The organism is Pasteurella canis, assembly GCF_900454865.1.
Taxonomy (GTDB): domain Bacteria; phylum Pseudomonadota; class Gammaproteobacteria; order Enterobacterales; family Pasteurellaceae; genus Pasteurella; species Pasteurella canis.
On the sequence record NZ_UGTV01000015.1, the window covers coordinates 851,251 to 866,252 of the forward strand.

Sequence of the window (15,002 nt, forward strand, 5' to 3'; positions counted from 1 at the left end):
GTTTTACAATTTCTTACAAACAATTTGTATTAAATAGCAAGAAAGGCAAAAAGTGCGGTCAATTTTCCATAAGCTTTAGCTATTTATGATATGATTAGCAACTATGTTGATGATATATAGGAAGCTTTTGAATGACTGAGATAATAAAACTTGAACCTGATGCAGCAATTGATATTGCTTATGATATTTTCCTTGAAATGGCACCAGAAAATCTCGATCCTGCAGATATTATGTTATTTAATCTCCAATTTGAAGAACGTGGTGCAGTGGAATTCGTCGAAACTGCAGAAGATTGGGAAATGGAAATTGGTGTACTTATTGATCCAGATGCCTATGCGGAGGTTTGGATTGGTTTAGTCAATGAACAAGATGAAATGGATGATGTTTTTGCTAAATTTTTAATTTCTCATCGTGAAGAAAATCGAGAATTTCATGTTATTTGGAAAAAATGATAAAAAGTAAAAATGAAGAGGAGCTAAATGCTCCTCTACTTTTTTCATGATACTTTTTTAAAAACTTTTACATTACTGAAACCCTGTTCTTGTAAATATAACGCTTGTAGTTTACTCATCACGCCACGTTCACAATATAGTACATAGTTTTTAGTTTGATCTAACTGCGCAAATTGAGAAGAGAGTTTATAAAATGGTAATAATAAAACATTAGCTAGCTGTAACGGATTTTCATCTACTTCTTCTGGACTACGAATATCTAAAATAATATCCTGCGCCTCCAACACAGAAACAGTATTGACCTCTACTACTTCTTTTTCAGTTTGCTCTGCAATTTGACGAATATCCAAATATTGTGCATGCTCTACTGCATCTTCTAATACTGCAAAATCAAAGTGGCTTTCTTCTTCTTCAATTTTTGCTTTAATTGCTTTGACTGTCGGATTTTTTGAAATGACACCACAAAACTCAGGCATTGATTTAGCTATATCATCTGTCCCAATCTCTTTCGCTAAGGCAATAATTTGTTCTTTATCATGTGTAATCAATGGTCGCAATACTAACACATTTGCTGCCTCATCAATTAAACGCAAATTAGTTAGTGTTTGGCTTGAAACTTGCCCTAATGCCTCACCTGTTACAATAGCTTGAATACCAAAACGCTCTGCTACTTTACTCGCTGCACGTACCATCATACGTTTTAGTACAACCCCCATTTGACCGTTATCAACTTTTTCAAGAATTTCACCAACAACAGTTTCAAAATTAATTGCCACAAAACGAACTTTATGTGAGCCACTATAACGTTGCCAAATATGATATGCCATTTGCTTTACACCAATTTCATGTGCCGCGCCACCTAAGTTGAAGAAGCAATAATGCACACGACTGCCACGTCGAATCAACATATAGCTTGATACACCAGAATCAAACCCGCCAGAAATCAGTGATAACACATCTTCTTGTGTGCCAATTGGATAACCTCCAATTCCCTCATGACGTGCTTTAATCAACATCATTTTGTCATTTTCAATATCGATTCGCACAGTCACATCAGGTTTACTTAATTGCACTTTAGCACTTTCAATATGTTGGTTTAGGCCACCACCTACATAACGTTCAACATCTAATGAACTAAACTCATGTTTACCTTTGCGTTTAACTCGAACACAAAAGGTTTTATTCTCCAGACTATCCCCAACATCTTGTAAAGTTTGCTCAAAAATATCATGCAGAGTTAAAAAAGGTTTCTCATCAACTTCTAAGAAATGATGAATACCTGGAATACGGCTTAATAATTCAATTAAGTGCGGTCGGTTTTCTGCATTTTTTGAGCGCACTTCAATGTAGTCCCAATGTCTCACTACCGCGACACTATTATCATATTTATTTAATATATTACGAATATTCCCTGTTAAAATTTTAGCAAAACGCTTACGCACAGATTCACTTTTAATCATGATCTCAGGGAAAAGTTTAATGATAAATTTCATAGTATTTTTATCCACATAAAGTTATAAGCGGTGCATTCTAGCAGATCAAGTCAGGAATAAAAATCTTTCCATCCATGAAATTAAATACTATCGATATAAAAAATATTATATATCGATATGTTATAAATAATGCCCGATAATTCAGCAACTCTATCTCAAATCTCAATTTTTTAGCTCATTCTTGATTTCAATCAAAAAGAAAGACTAAGAAATACCTAAAATAAGTTAACTACTTATAAGTATTTAATTAGATTTATATTGTTTTGTTATATATAAAATTATATAACTTTATTGGAGTGACTTATGTCAAAAGCAAAAAAACGTACTTTACTTACGGCTATTACGTTTATGGCAATTGGCGCTGGAGCCTTATTTGGAACACAGTATGTGATGCACAAAACAAGCTCTCCTGAGTTTTGTGTGAGTTGTCATTCTATGAGCTTTCCACAAGAAGAATGGGAAGCTAGTGTACATTTCTCAAACCAAAAAGGAATTAGAGCTAATTGTGCGGATTGTCACGTACCTTCTAGTGGCTTGCATTATGTCAAAGCAAAAGTATTTGCATTAAAAGATGTATGGTATGAGGTAACGGGTAAAATACCTGATCGAGAAACTTATGAAAAACACCGTTATGAAATGGCCAAAAAAGTTTGGGATGATATGAAGGCTACAAACTCAGAAACCTGTCATAGTTGCCACAGTCTAGAAGCAATGGAAATTTCAGCACAATCTAAATCAGCGCAAACTATGCATGAGTTAGCCAAATCAGATGGACAAACTTGTATTGATTGCCATAAAGGTATCGCTCATTTTCTCCCAGAAATTCCAGAAGAAACCGAAACAACCTCTACTAACCAAACAGAATCCACATTAACTCACGACAATAATCAGCCGCTTTATGTGCAATCTATTTCAACAGCACAAACAGAAAATACAGGTGAAGTTCGTTTAATGCCTTACGCGACATTAACTGATTGGAAAAATGATAGACAAAAAGTGACAGCTAAACTACAAGGATGGCAGCAAACTGGTGCTGAATCAATTGTTTATATGGCGCTTGGTAAACGAATTATTCTGGCTTTATTAGAAGAAGAGGCAAAACAACAAGTTGCAGTTTTAAAAACAGTGCAAGATGACATCACTGAATCAGAGTGGAAAGAAGTAGAACTTAGCATCACTATTCCACAAGATAAATTAACTGCAAATCTGACCGCACTTAATCAAATAGGTAACAAACTAAATCAGACCCATTGTAGTGGTTGTCATGCGGTGATTGAGGCAGATCACTTTACAGCAAATCAATGGATTGGTGTCGTTAATTCAATGAAAGATCGTACTGCATTAACGGCTGAAGAAGTAAGAGCACTCACAATTTACTTACAACGTAATAGTAAAGATATGCTTGGCGCTTCACATTAAATATTTATTCCTGACTCCGAGCTTGTGATCCTAAGTCGAAAGATATGGTAGCAAGCCAGCAATAAGTTCGCTTATGCCATGGATAATTGAGAAATTAATTGTCCACTCATATTTAGAAAGGTGTCAAAACATTAACTAATAAAAGTAAGCGAGGCTTTATATGAAAAAAGAGAACAACGTCAACATAAAACGTAGAGAATTTTTAAAAAATTCTTCTCTTGGTATTGCTGGCGCATCTTTAAGTGGTGGTGTAGTGGGCTCATTAGTTGCACCAAATGCAATGGCAGCAGAAAGTAAAACTATCGTGACGGCTGCACATTGGGGACCACTAGGTGTAGTAGTTGAAAATGGTAAAGCAGTAAAATCTGGTCCTGCTATTCCACCTGTTATCGAAAATGAATTGCAATCAGTAGTACCAGATCAGCTTTATAGCGAAACACGAATTAAGTATCCAATGGTCCGTAAAGGTTATTTAGCTAATCCAGGTAAAAGTGATACGACTATGCGTGGGCGAGATGAATGGGTTAGAGTATCTTGGGATCAGGCCTTAGATTTAATTGATAAAGAATTTAAACGTATCCGCAGTGAAGGAGGATTTGAAAATATCTTTGGTGGTTCTTATGGCTGGAAGAGCTCTGGTTCACTCCATTCAAGCAGAACCCTCTTACACCGCTACTTAAATGCAACAGGTGGATTTGTCGGACATAAAGGGGACTACTCCACTGGTGCTGCACAAGTCATTATGCCACACGTACTTGGTACGATAGAAGTTTATGAACAACAGACTAGTTGGGAAACGATCTTAGAAAGTACTGATATTATCGTACTTTGGTCAGCTAACCCACTAACAACCCTTCGCATTGCTTGGACGGCTACCGACCAAAAAGGTATTGAATATTTCAAAAAATATCAAGAAAAAGGTAAGCGCATTATTTGTATTGATCCTGTTAAAAGTGAAACATGTAAAATGTTAAATGCAGAATGGATTCCAACCAATACTGCAACCGATGTGCCATTAATGTTAGGTATTGCACATACTCTGGTCACTCAAGATAAGCATGACAAAGCATTCTTGAAAAAATACACAACAGGCTATGCAAAATTCGAAGAATATTTACTTGGTAAAGTAGATGGACAAGCAAAAGATGCTGAATGGGCAAGTAAACTTTGTGGTGTGCCTGTTGATGTAATCAAACAACTTGCGACTGACTTCTCTTCTAAACGTACCATGTTAATGGGGGGATGGGGTATGCAGCGCCAACGTCATGGTGAACAAACTCATTGGATGATGGTAACGCTAGCTTCAATGCTCGGTCAAATTGGTTTACCTGGTGGTGGTTTTGGCTTTAGTTATCATTATTCAAATGGTGGTGTACCTACTACAACAGGCGGTGTTATTGGCTCAATGTCAGCAACATTAGATAATGATACATCAAATACCGGGCAATCTTGGTTATCAAAATCAGCAAAACTCAGTTTCCCTCTCGCCCGTATTGCTGATGTGTTACTCAATCCAGGTAAAACCATTCAATATAATGGTACTGAAATTACTTACCCTGATATTAAATTAATTTACTGGGCGGGTGGTAATCCATTTGTACATCATCAAGACACAAATACATTAGTTAAAGCATGGCAAAAACCAGAAACGATTATTGTCAATGAGATTAACTGGACACCAACAGCACGTATGGCAGATATTGTCCTTCCAATTACCACGAGTTACGAGCGTAATGACTTAACGATGACGGGCGATTATTCAATGATGCATATTCTGCCAATGAAACAAGTAGTTGAGCCGCAATTTGAAGCACGTAATGATTATGATGTTTTTGCAGAGTTAGCAAAACGTGCTGGCGTAGAAGATAAATTTACTGAAGGTAAAAGTGAAATGGATTGGTTGAAATACTTCTATCAATCTGCTTTTGACGCTGCACGTAAAAACCGTGTTTTAATGCCTAAATTTGAAAAATTCTGGGAAGAAAACAAACCAATTACTTTTAACGCTAGTGAAAAAGCGAAAAAATGGGTGCGTTATGGTGAATTCCGTGAGGATCCATTACTCAACCCTCTTGGTACACCATCAGGTAAAATTGAAATTTACTCTGATACAATCGCTAAAATGAATTATGATGATTGTCGTGGTTACCCTTCATGGTTTGAGCCAGAAGAGTTTGCGGGTAATGTGACTCAAGCGCATCCATTAGCCTTAGTGACGCCTCATCCTTACTATCGCTTACATAGCCAATTAGCACATACATCACTCCGCCAGAAATATGTAGTGCAAGATCGTGAGCCCGCTCTGATTCATACTGAAGATGCTAAAGCTCGTGGTATTGCTGATGGCGATATTATTCGTATTTTTAATGATCGTGGTCAAGTGCTTGCAGGTGCAGTGGTCACAGATCACATTATCAAAGGTACTGTTAGTCTATGTGAAGGTGCTTGGTATGATCCGCTCGATTTAGGTATGAGTGAAAAACCATTATGTAAAAATGGTTGTCCAAATGTATTAACAATGGATATTGGTACATCAAAACTTGCGCAAGGTAATTCTCCAAATACATGTATTATTCAAGTTGAGAAGTTTACGGGGGAAGTCCCTGAGGTGACTGTATTTAAACAACCTAAACATGCGAAAGCTTAAATAAGACTTGATTAGTGATAATTAGACTTAAAGTGCGGTTAAACTGACCGCACTTTTTCATTTTATGCGCAGCTTTTATCTATCAAAACAACTTAATTCACATAAAAAAGTCGAAACTAAAACCATTTAAAAGAGACTAAATAATTTTAACATATATTAAAAAATACAGTACAATAACTACCCTAACTCTTTCAAGTAAAAGGACGAACAATGGCAAGAAAACCTTCAGTAAAAGCAGAATTGGATTTTGAAACAACTTTACAGCAGTTAGAAACCATTGTGACACGTTTAGAAAGTAGTGAACTACCATTAGAAGAGGCGCTCAAAGAATTTGAAAAAGGCATAAAATTAGCCAACTTAGGACAAGAGCGTTTACAACAAGCTGAACAACGTATTCAAATTTTATTGCAAAAAAGTGAAAACGCTGAGTTAACTGATTACCCAACAGAACAATAAATAAAACGAGCCTGTTATGTATCAATTTTCACAAGATTTATCACAGTTCCAACAACGTATTAATACTTTTTTGACTCAACATCTCAATCTAGACACATCTCCTTCACCTCTTGCAGAAGCTATGCGTTATGGAGTGTTATTAGGTGGTAAGCGTATTCGCCCCTTTTTAGTTTATGCCACTGGTCGTATGTTAGGAGCCGATCTTAACCAATTAGATTATGCAGCGGCTGGACTCGAAGCTATCCATGCTTACTCTCTAATACATGATGACCTTCCAGCAATGGATAATGATACACTAAGACGTGGAAAACCAACTTGCCATATTGCGTTTGATGAAGCAACTGCGATTTTAGCAGGCGATGCGCTACAAGCGTTTGCTTTTGAAATCTTAACTCAAGCACCACAATTGTCCGCTGAGCAAAAACTTGCCTTAGTCAAAACATTGAGCAATGCATCAGGGCTTAACGGAATGTGCTTAGGACAAAGTCTTGATTTAATTTCTGAACAAAAACAAATAACTATAGAAGAGCTAGAATATATTCATCGTAATAAAACGGGGGCGCTCCTTTCTGCAGCTTTAAAAATGGGGCTTATCTGTTCACCCCATTTTACAAACCAAACACTAGAACAACAGCTACAACGTTATGCTGAGGCTATTGGGTTAGCTTTTCAAGTACAAGATGATATTTTAGACATTGAAGGGGAAAGTGAAATCACAGGAAAAAATATTGGTTCAGACTTAATATCAGATAAAAGTACTTATCCTAAATTACTCGGTTTAAATGTAGCCAAACAAAAAGCACAACAACTTTATCAAACAGCGATTACTGAACTTAATAGTTTACCTTTTGATACCACAGCACTACATGCGATAGCGGAGTTTGTTGTAAATAGAAAAAGTTAAATCGCACAAAAAACTAACAAAGTGCGGTCTGTTTTTAAATTATTTTGGAATTGACTAACAATTATGCAAAATTATCCTCTTTTATCATTAATTAATTCACCTGAAGATTTGCGATTATTGAGCAAAGAACAATTACCTCAAATTTGTCAGGAGTTACGTGCATATCTCTTAGAGTCTGTTAGTCAAAGTAGCGGACATTTAGCCTCTGGTTTAGGCACAGTAGAGTTAACGGTAGCACTTCACTACGTTTATAAAACACCTTTTGATCAACTCATTTGGGATGTGGGTCATCAAGCTTATCCACACAAAATTTTAACGGGTCGCCGTGAAAAAATGTCGACAATTCGACAAAAAAATGGCATTCATCCTTTCCCATGGCGTGAGGAAAGTGAGTTTGATGTATTAAGTGTAGGTCACTCCTCTACATCAATCAGCGCGGGACTTGGTATCGCAATTGCTGCACAACGTGAAAATGCTGGACGGAAAACGGTTTGTGTTATAGGTGATGGAGCCATTACAGCGGGTATGGCATTTGAGGCAATGAACCATGCAGGTGTGTCACATACAGATATGCTAGTCATTTTAAATGACAACGAAATGTCTATTTCCGAAAATGTCGGAGCCTTAAACAATCATCTGGCACGTCTTTTAACTGGTTCAGTTTATTCCTCTATTCGCGAAGGCGGCAAAAAAATCCTATCAGGAATGCCCCCAATTAAAGAATTCGTCAAGAAAACAGAAGAGCATGTCAAAGGATTCGTTTCACCTGTTGGCACCATGTTTGAACAATTGGGTTTTAATTATATCGGACCTATTGATGGGCATAATATTGAAGAATTAATCAGCACATTAAAAAACATGCGTTCATTAAAAGGACCTCAATTCTTACATATTATGACGAAAAAAGGCAAAGGTTATGCACCTGCAGAGAAAGATCCTATCGGTTTTCATGGTGTACCAAAGTTCGATCATTTAAGTGGTCAGTTACCGAAATCTAATACTAAACCAACTTATTCACAAATTTTTGGTGATTGGCTATGTGAAATAGCCGCTCAAGATCCTAAATTGATCGGAATTACGCCAGCAATGCGCGAAGGATCGGGAATGGTAGAGTTTTCTAATCGTTTTCCAGAACAATATTTTGATGTTGCCATTGCTGAACAACATGCAGTTACATTTGCAGCTGGTTTAGCGATCGGTGGTTATAAGCCTGTTGTTGCGATTTATTCAACATTCTTACAACGTGCTTATGATCAAGTAATTCATGATGTTGCGATTCAGAATCTACCCGTTTTATTTGCAATTGATCGTGCAGGTATTGTCGGTGCTGATGGACAAACTCATCAAGGTGCATTTGATATTAGTTTTATGCGTTGTATTCCTAATATGGTCATCATGACACCTAGTGATGAAAACGAATGTCGTCAAATGCTCTATACAGGCTATAAACTCAATCAGCCAGCCGCCGTACGTTATCCACGTGGTAATGCTATTGGTGTAGAGCTACAGTCACTACACGCATTGACATTAGGAGAATCTAAATTAATTCGTGAAGGTGAGAAAATCGCGATTTTAAATTTTGGTACATTATTACCAACTGCTTTGGCTGTAGCAGAAAAATTAAATGCAACAGTAATTGATATGCGTTTTGTTAAGCCAATTGATGTACAACGTATTAATCAAATTGCACAAACGCATGATCTCATTGTTACTTTAGAAGAAAATGCTATCCAAGGGGGAGCTGGTAGTGCTGTTGCAGAAATACTTAATTTACAACAACATCAAGTGAAATTATTACAGCTCGGCTTACCTGATTTCTTTATTCCACAAGGTACGCAACAAGAGATTTTAGCAGAGTTGCAATTAGACGAAAGTGGCATTCAAAGACAAATAAAAAATTTTTTATAAAAAATAAAACTTTTTATGAACTATTTTAAAAATAACCAGTCTGAGATAATGCTAGTGCACTGCAAAATGCAGTCGTCTTTTTAACTTTCTTATATTAAGACCTCCCGCTACATCTTCTTGGTGTAGCGGTTTTTTCTTTTTAAGTCCCATAATTTTTCAATTTCTGAGCGTACTTTTACTGTCATAGGCTGTATTGGTTCAAGTAAAATTTCATTTTCAATAGAACTCTCACACAAATGAATATACATTTCATAAACTGTCTGTTGATCAACTTGATGTGTATTGATAAAGAAATTTTGTAAACGATAAACACTGACTTGTAAATAACATTGCTCTGCTATTTCAATGATGTGTCCAATCTCTTTGAGATTGCCGCCTACATTACTGATAACAATCAACACATCTTGTGTTTTATGTTGCTGGCAAAACTCAAACGCTTGATTCAATTTCAGCTGTGCTTGTTGTTTTGCTATTTGAAAGCGCTCAACTGTCCATCGATAAATCCCATTTATTGTCAAAAAATGATCATTCTCAATATGAAAAATTTTTCCTGTTGGGTAAGTTTGTTGAAACTCTCTGATTTTTTCTAATGCAAAGGTTGTTTTACCTGAACCTGAATGCCCTCGAATAATAATTAACTTTTGCATAGAACTCATCCCATTTCTATAGATAAAATAAATTGTTTACCTCTCATCTTGATGAATCCTCTTTTAGTCTCTTTAAATTAGATATTTAAATAAAATTAATCGTTATGATAATTGACACTTAATATCATTACACTATTGTGCTGAAAAATACTGCTATAATAAATGCTATAATTTCTGTCCCGATCATGCTATTTATATTGATTTTTAAATAGCACAATCTCAACTATATTTTTTCTTACATATGTTTAAAAAATAACCGCACTTTTAGAACAATGTAATCTTCCCAAAAGTGCGGTCAAATTTAAAGCTATTTTAGTAATAATTGATTATGACCAAATATCTTTATCAACACCTCGTTTTAATAGCTCAGGATGATCCTCAATTTTAAATACAGGCTCTTGTCCTACCTTCACTTGACGTTGGTAATCTTTCAAAATTAGCCAAACAATTGGTGCTAATAAAACAATAGCAACGAGGTTAATCATCGCCATAATCGCCATCACTGTATCCGCAAAATTCCACACAATATTAGCATGATTAACAGCGCCAAAATAAACAAAGAACAAAACAATTAAGCGGAAAATTAAGACAAATAACGGCTTATTACGAATAAAGCGAATATTGCTCTCTGCGTAAGCATAGTTACCGATGATAGATGAATATGCAAATAAAAATAGGATAAATGCTAAGAAATGTAATCCAAAATCACCAACATGATACTGTAATGCATTTTGTGTTAATGAAATACCTTTCAAAGACTCACTGCCATAGTTATCTGACAATAAAATAATAATTGCAGTACAACTACACACGACAATAGTATCAACAAAAACGCCTAACATTTGAATTAAACCTTGACTTGCTGGATGTTTAACATCCGCTGTCGCGGCTGAATTTGGCGCCGATCCCATCCCTGCTTCATTAGAAAACAGACCTCGTTTTACGCCCATTAACATAGCTTTAGAGAAAATAGCACCAAACATACCGCCAGCCATCGCACTAAAATCAAACGCACTTGAGACAATACGTGAAATGACCATCGGTATTGCATTGATATTCATACCCAAAATAATCAATGCAATAATCAAATAAAATAATGCCATCATAGGTACTAATTTTGCACTGACTACGCCAATACGCTTCACACCACCAAAAATAATTAATGCTGTCATCACAACTAAGAAAAGCCCAACATATTCTGGTTTCCAATGCCATGCATTACTTGTTGCTTCAACAATAGAGTTTGCTTGAACTGCGTTAAAAGCAAAACCAAATGTAAAAATTAAACTTATTGCAAATAGTACCCCTAACCAAGGTGCTTTTAATCCTTGGGTAATATAATAAGCAGGTCCACCACGATATAATCCGCAAGGTTCTTTTACTTTGAATAATTGTGCAAGTGAAGATTCCGCAAAAGCACTGCTCATACCAATTAAAGCAGTTATCCACATCCAAAATACTGCACCTTCACCACCAATCGCTATTGCAGTAGCTACTCCACCAATATTACCAACACCAACACGGCTAGCTAAACCTGTGGTAAAAGCTTGAAATGGTGTTAATGAATTACCTTCAGCGCTGCGTCCCGACCACATTTCACGTAAGCTACGCGGTAATAAACGCAGTTGTACTAACCCAGTTGTAATTGTAAAAAATAAACCTACACCTAACAATGTAACAGTAGTAATATCCCATAACGGTCCATCCACTTTTTCGACAAACCATGTTAATACCTGTTCAACGAGATCAACAAAACTAGAAAATATCTCCATGTGTCTTTTCCTTAGTTAAAGTTACTTTACAAAGCCAATTATTGTAATCGTTTTATTAAATATAATTGAATATTATTTTATTTTTCACTAAAAAAACTTAATCTTATTGAATTAAAATTAAAAATAGATAATTTAAATAAAATTTATCTATTTTTAATAAGAGGGCGACTATTATTTAGTAAATAAAAAAGAGCACATTTCTGCACTCTTTATCAACCGAAAAGAAAAAAATTAAAATCCTTCTTTTAAACTCACTGTTAAGTTAAATACAAGATGCTCAGGACGACTATCTTTACTGTCCGCACAATAATAACCTTCTCGTTCAAATTGATATGCTTGTTCTGCTTGCGCATTAAGTAAGCTTTTCTCTACGACACCATGTTTTACTACTAATGACTCAGGATTCAGCACCTCATGAATATCTTCAGCAGCACCAGGATTTGTCACTGTAAATAAACGGTTATATTGACGAAATTCAGCAGGTAAATAGTCTTCTGCAGATACCCATTGAATAACTCCCTTCACTTTACGACCATCTGCGGGATTCTTCCCTAAGGTATCAGGGTCATAACTACAGTAAACGGTTGTAATATTACCATCATCATCTTTGTCTACACGCTCTGCTTTAATGACATAAGCATTACGTAATCGCACTTCCTTGCCTAAAACAAGGCGTTTATATTGTTTATTCGCTTCTTCACGGAAATCAGCTTGATCAATATAAATTTCACGCGTAAATGGAATTTCTCGTTGTCCAAGCTCTTCACGATTAGGGTGATTTGGCGCACGTAACATTTCTTTACTTGTAAAGTTTTCAATCACCACTTTTAATGGATTCAGCACTGCCATTGCACGTGGCGCATTTTCATTCAAATCTTCACGAATGCAAGCTTCTAAGGCACTTAACTCGACCATATTCTCTTGCTTAGTCACACCAATACGACGGCAAAACTCACGAATTGATGCAGGTGTATAACCACGGCGGCGTAAGCCTGAAATTGTTGGCATACGCGGATCATTCCAACCATCTACAATCCCCTCATTGACTAATTGTAATAATTTACGCTTAGAGGTTAAGGTCGCTTCTAAGTTTAAGCGTGAAAACTCATACTGATGTGGCAATGGTCGATCAATAGAAATATTATCTAACACCCAATCATATAAACGACGGTTATCTTGGAACTCTAACGTACAAAGAGAGTGTGTAATACGTTCAATTGCATCAGAAATACAATGAGTAAAATCATACATTGGATAAATGCACCACTTGTCGCCTGTTTGATGATGGCTTGCGAATTTAATACGATATAACACTGGATCACGCATAACCATAAATGGTGATGCCATATCGATTTTGGCACGTAAACTAGCTTTTCCTTCCTCAATTTCGCCATTTTTCATTTTTTCAAACAGCGCTAGATTTTCTTCAATGGAACGATCACGGTACGGACTATTTTTACCTGGTTCAGTTAAAGTACCACGATATTCACGCATTTCTTCTGGAGAAAGTTCATCGACATACGCTAAACCTTTTTGGATCAGCTCAACTGCATAACCATATAACTGATCAAAATAATCTGAGGCATAACGCGGCTGCCCTTCCCATTTAAAGCCTAACCATTCAACATCCTGCTTAATTGAGTCTACATATTCCACATCTTCTTTCACAGGATTAGTGTCATCAAAACGTAAATTGCATAATCCTTGATAGTCTTTTGCAATACCAAAATTCAAACAAATTGATTTAGCATGACCAATATGTAAATAACCATTTGGTTCAGGAGGAAAACGTGTTTGCACACTATGATGTTTACCTGAAGCTAAGTCTTCATCAATGATTTGACGAATAAAATTAGTAGGGCGCTTTTCTGCATTTTCAGTGATTTCTACAGCTTCAATAGGGTTACTCATTCTGACCTCAAATTTTAATAAATATTTTGCGATGAAAAATGTTATCTATTCTACCCTGTTTACCCACAGAATACAAAACTGAGGTCTGTTTTCTTATTATTTTGCACTTCCTATTTTTTGTTTTAATGATAAAATGAACGAACGTTCATTCACTATAACTGCTGTATATTTTCATAAGCGAATATTTGTCTCTTTAAAAGTATTATTTGATTCTAGAGAAAGCAAAAATGAATAAAAAGTATTTGATTAGCTGTACTATGGTTATTGCAATTTTTGTTGGTGGATTTTATTTATTTAACACAAACCACAACAGCATCACTTATCTAACCGAAACAGTAAAACGTGGCGATCTCAAAAAATCTGTGATTGCAACAGGCACATTGACAGCTTATCAACGTGTTGAAGTAGGCGCTCAAGTATCAGGTAAAATAGAAAAAATCCATGTCAAACTTGGACAACTCATTCAACAAGGTGATCTCATTGCAGAAATTGACTCACAAACACAACGTAATCACTTAAATACGGCGCAAGCAAAATTAACGTCTTACCGTTCTCAACTCAATGCTAAAACGGTGGCATATGATATTGCTAAATCGAGTTACGAACGCAGTAAAAAATTATATGGTCAAAAAGCAATCAGCCTAACAGAACTGGATGATGCCAAAAATACTTTCGCTATAGCACAAGCTGCTATTCAAGAAATTACTGCAACAATTAAGCAAGCTGAAATCGAAGTCAATACTGCAAAAACTAACTTAGGTTATACTAAAATCTTATCACCCATTACAGGCACAGTCATTTCAATTCCTGTTGCTGAAGGACAAACTGTTAATGCCAATCAAACAACGCCAACGATTATCCAAGTCGCAGACTTGAGCAAAATGCAAATCAGACCTGAAATCTCAGAAGGCGATATTACAAAAGTAAAAGTCGGTATGCCGATTATTTTCTCAACGCTTTCTGATCCCCAAAAACAATACGTGACAGTTATCAATACTATTGATCCTGCACTGACAACCTTAACTGATAATGAATACTCAGAATCCATTACGAATACAAAAGCAGTCTATTTTTATGCCAATGCACTAGTTGACAATCCTGATAATAAACTGCGTATTGGTATGACTGCACAAACAGAAATTTTAGTTACTGAAGTAAAAAATGTTTTACTTATCCCCACCACAACTTTAAAGCCAGAAGGGAATAAAGTGTTTGTACAGCTACTAAAAGATAACCAAGTAGAAAAACGCGAAGTCATTATCGGTCTTAATGATGAACTCAATACTGAGATTTTGTCAGGACTACATGAAGGGGAAAAAGTAATCTCTTCACAGATCGATAATACTGAAAAAGTCAATAATACGACTCGCCGTCCAAGAATCTTCTAAAAGTT

General features: G+C 35.9%; 11 protein-coding genes and 1 riboswitch. Of the genes, 7 read left to right on the forward strand and 4 right to left on the reverse strand.

Annotated features, from left to right (window positions below):
- Positions 1 to 131: 131 nt before the first annotated feature.
- The gene (locus DYE19_RS04620; protein ID WP_115322784.1) at positions 132 to 452 is read left to right on the forward strand and encodes an HI1450 family dsDNA-mimic protein; all 321 of its coding nucleotides are present in this window, start codon (positions 132 to 134) and stop codon (positions 450 to 452) included.
- Between the two features lie 44 nt (positions 453 to 496).
- Here the strand turns inward: DYE19_RS04620 and thiI are convergent, their stop codons facing one another.
- On the reverse strand, positions 497 to 1,945 hold the full coding sequence (gene thiI, locus DYE19_RS04625) for a tRNA uracil 4-sulfurtransferase ThiI (RefSeq protein WP_115322785.1): 1,449 nt from the start codon (positions 1,943 to 1,945) through the stop codon (positions 497 to 499).
- Between the two features lie 303 nt (positions 1,946 to 2,248).
- Between thiI and DYE19_RS04630 the strand changes: the two genes are divergently transcribed.
- From DYE19_RS04630 to dxs, 5 genes are all read left to right on the forward strand, one after another.
- Positions 2,249 to 3,364: a NapC/NirT family cytochrome c gene (locus DYE19_RS04630; RefSeq protein ID WP_115322786.1), complete on the forward strand. Its 1,116-nt coding sequence runs from the start codon at positions 2,249 to 2,251 to the stop codon at positions 3,362 to 3,364.
- A gap of 2 nt (positions 3,365 to 3,366) precedes the next feature.
- A riboswitch (molybdenum cofactor riboswitch) is annotated at positions 3,367 to 3,503 on the forward strand.
- Between the two features lie 21 nt (positions 3,504 to 3,524).
- Positions 3,525 to 6,011: a trimethylamine-N-oxide reductase TorA gene (gene torA, locus DYE19_RS04635; RefSeq protein ID WP_115322787.1), complete on the forward strand. Its 2,487-nt coding sequence runs from the start codon at positions 3,525 to 3,527 to the stop codon at positions 6,009 to 6,011.
- A gap of 210 nt (positions 6,012 to 6,221) precedes the next feature.
- Positions 6,222 to 6,467 (forward strand): exodeoxyribonuclease VII small subunit, encoded by a 246-nt coding sequence (gene xseB, locus DYE19_RS04640; protein WP_115322788.1) that lies wholly within the window; start codon positions 6,222 to 6,224, stop codon positions 6,465 to 6,467.
- Positions 6,468 to 6,483: 16 nt separating this feature from the next.
- Positions 6,484 to 7,371 carry a (2E,6E)-farnesyl diphosphate synthase gene (ispA, locus tag DYE19_RS04645; protein ID WP_049214502.1) on the forward strand — a complete coding sequence of 296 codons (888 nt, stop codon included), beginning with the start codon at positions 6,484 to 6,486 and terminating at the stop codon, positions 7,369 to 7,371.
- Positions 7,372 to 7,434: 63 nt separating this feature from the next.
- Positions 7,435 to 9,279, forward strand: a complete 1,845-nt coding sequence (gene dxs, locus DYE19_RS04650; RefSeq protein WP_115322789.1) for a 1-deoxy-D-xylulose-5-phosphate synthase — start codon at positions 7,435 to 7,437, stop codon at positions 9,277 to 9,279.
- A gap of 107 nt (positions 9,280 to 9,386) precedes the next feature.
- Here dxs and DYE19_RS04655 read toward each other — a convergent pair whose 3' ends face one another.
- From DYE19_RS04655 to glnS, 3 genes are all read right to left on the reverse strand, one after another.
- Positions 9,387 to 9,926, reverse strand: a complete 540-nt coding sequence (locus DYE19_RS04655) for a hypothetical protein (RefSeq protein ID WP_115322790.1) — start codon at positions 9,924 to 9,926, stop codon at positions 9,387 to 9,389.
- A 326-nt stretch (positions 9,927 to 10,252) separates the two neighbouring features.
- Positions 10,253 to 11,698 (reverse strand): alanine/glycine:cation symporter family protein, encoded by a 1,446-nt coding sequence (locus tag DYE19_RS04660; protein ID WP_049214505.1) that lies wholly within the window; start codon positions 11,696 to 11,698, stop codon positions 10,253 to 10,255.
- A 231-nt stretch (positions 11,699 to 11,929) separates the two neighbouring features.
- The gene (gene glnS / locus DYE19_RS04665) at positions 11,930 to 13,609 is read right to left on the reverse strand and encodes a glutamine--tRNA ligase (protein ID WP_115322791.1); all 1,680 of its coding nucleotides are present in this window, start codon (positions 13,607 to 13,609) and stop codon (positions 11,930 to 11,932) included.
- A gap of 227 nt (positions 13,610 to 13,836) precedes the next feature.
- On the opposite strand from glnS, the gene DYE19_RS04670 reads away from it, so the two are divergent.
- A complete protein-coding gene (locus tag DYE19_RS04670; protein ID WP_049214507.1) occupies positions 13,837 to 14,997 on the forward strand; it encodes an efflux RND transporter periplasmic adaptor subunit in 1,161 nt (386 codons plus the stop codon).
- Positions 14,998 to 15,002 lie beyond the last annotated feature (5 nt).

What these genes read in the sequence shown, in the direction of transcription:
- DYE19_RS04620 (WP_115322784.1), top strand. Translation starts at nt 132, where the DNA reads ATGACTGAGATAATAAAACTTGAACCTGATGCAGCAATTGATATTGCT.
- thiI (WP_115322785.1), bottom strand. Translation starts at nt 1,945, where the DNA reads ATGAAATTTATCATTAAACTTTTCCCTGAGATCATGATTAAAAGTGAA.
- DYE19_RS04630 (WP_115322786.1), top strand. Translation starts at nt 2,249, where the DNA reads ATGTCAAAAGCAAAAAAACGTACTTTACTTACGGCTATTACGTTTATG.
- torA (WP_115322787.1), top strand. Translation starts at nt 3,525, where the DNA reads ATGAAAAAAGAGAACAACGTCAACATAAAACGTAGAGAATTTTTAAAA.
- xseB (WP_115322788.1), top strand. Translation starts at nt 6,222, where the DNA reads ATGGCAAGAAAACCTTCAGTAAAAGCAGAATTGGATTTTGAAACAACT.
- ispA (WP_049214502.1), top strand. Translation starts at nt 6,484, where the DNA reads ATGTATCAATTTTCACAAGATTTATCACAGTTCCAACAACGTATTAAT.
- dxs (WP_115322789.1), top strand. Translation starts at nt 7,435, where the DNA reads ATGCAAAATTATCCTCTTTTATCATTAATTAATTCACCTGAAGATTTG.
- DYE19_RS04655 (WP_115322790.1), bottom strand. Translation starts at nt 9,926, where the DNA reads ATGCAAAAGTTAATTATTATTCGAGGGCATTCAGGTTCAGGTAAAACA.
- DYE19_RS04660 (WP_049214505.1), bottom strand. Translation starts at nt 11,698, where the DNA reads ATGGAGATATTTTCTAGTTTTGTTGATCTCGTTGAACAGGTATTAACA.
- glnS (WP_115322791.1), bottom strand. Translation starts at nt 13,609, where the DNA reads ATGAGTAACCCTATTGAAGCTGTAGAAATCACTGAAAATGCAGAAAAG.
- DYE19_RS04670 (WP_049214507.1), top strand. Translation starts at nt 13,837, where the DNA reads ATGAATAAAAAGTATTTGATTAGCTGTACTATGGTTATTGCAATTTTT.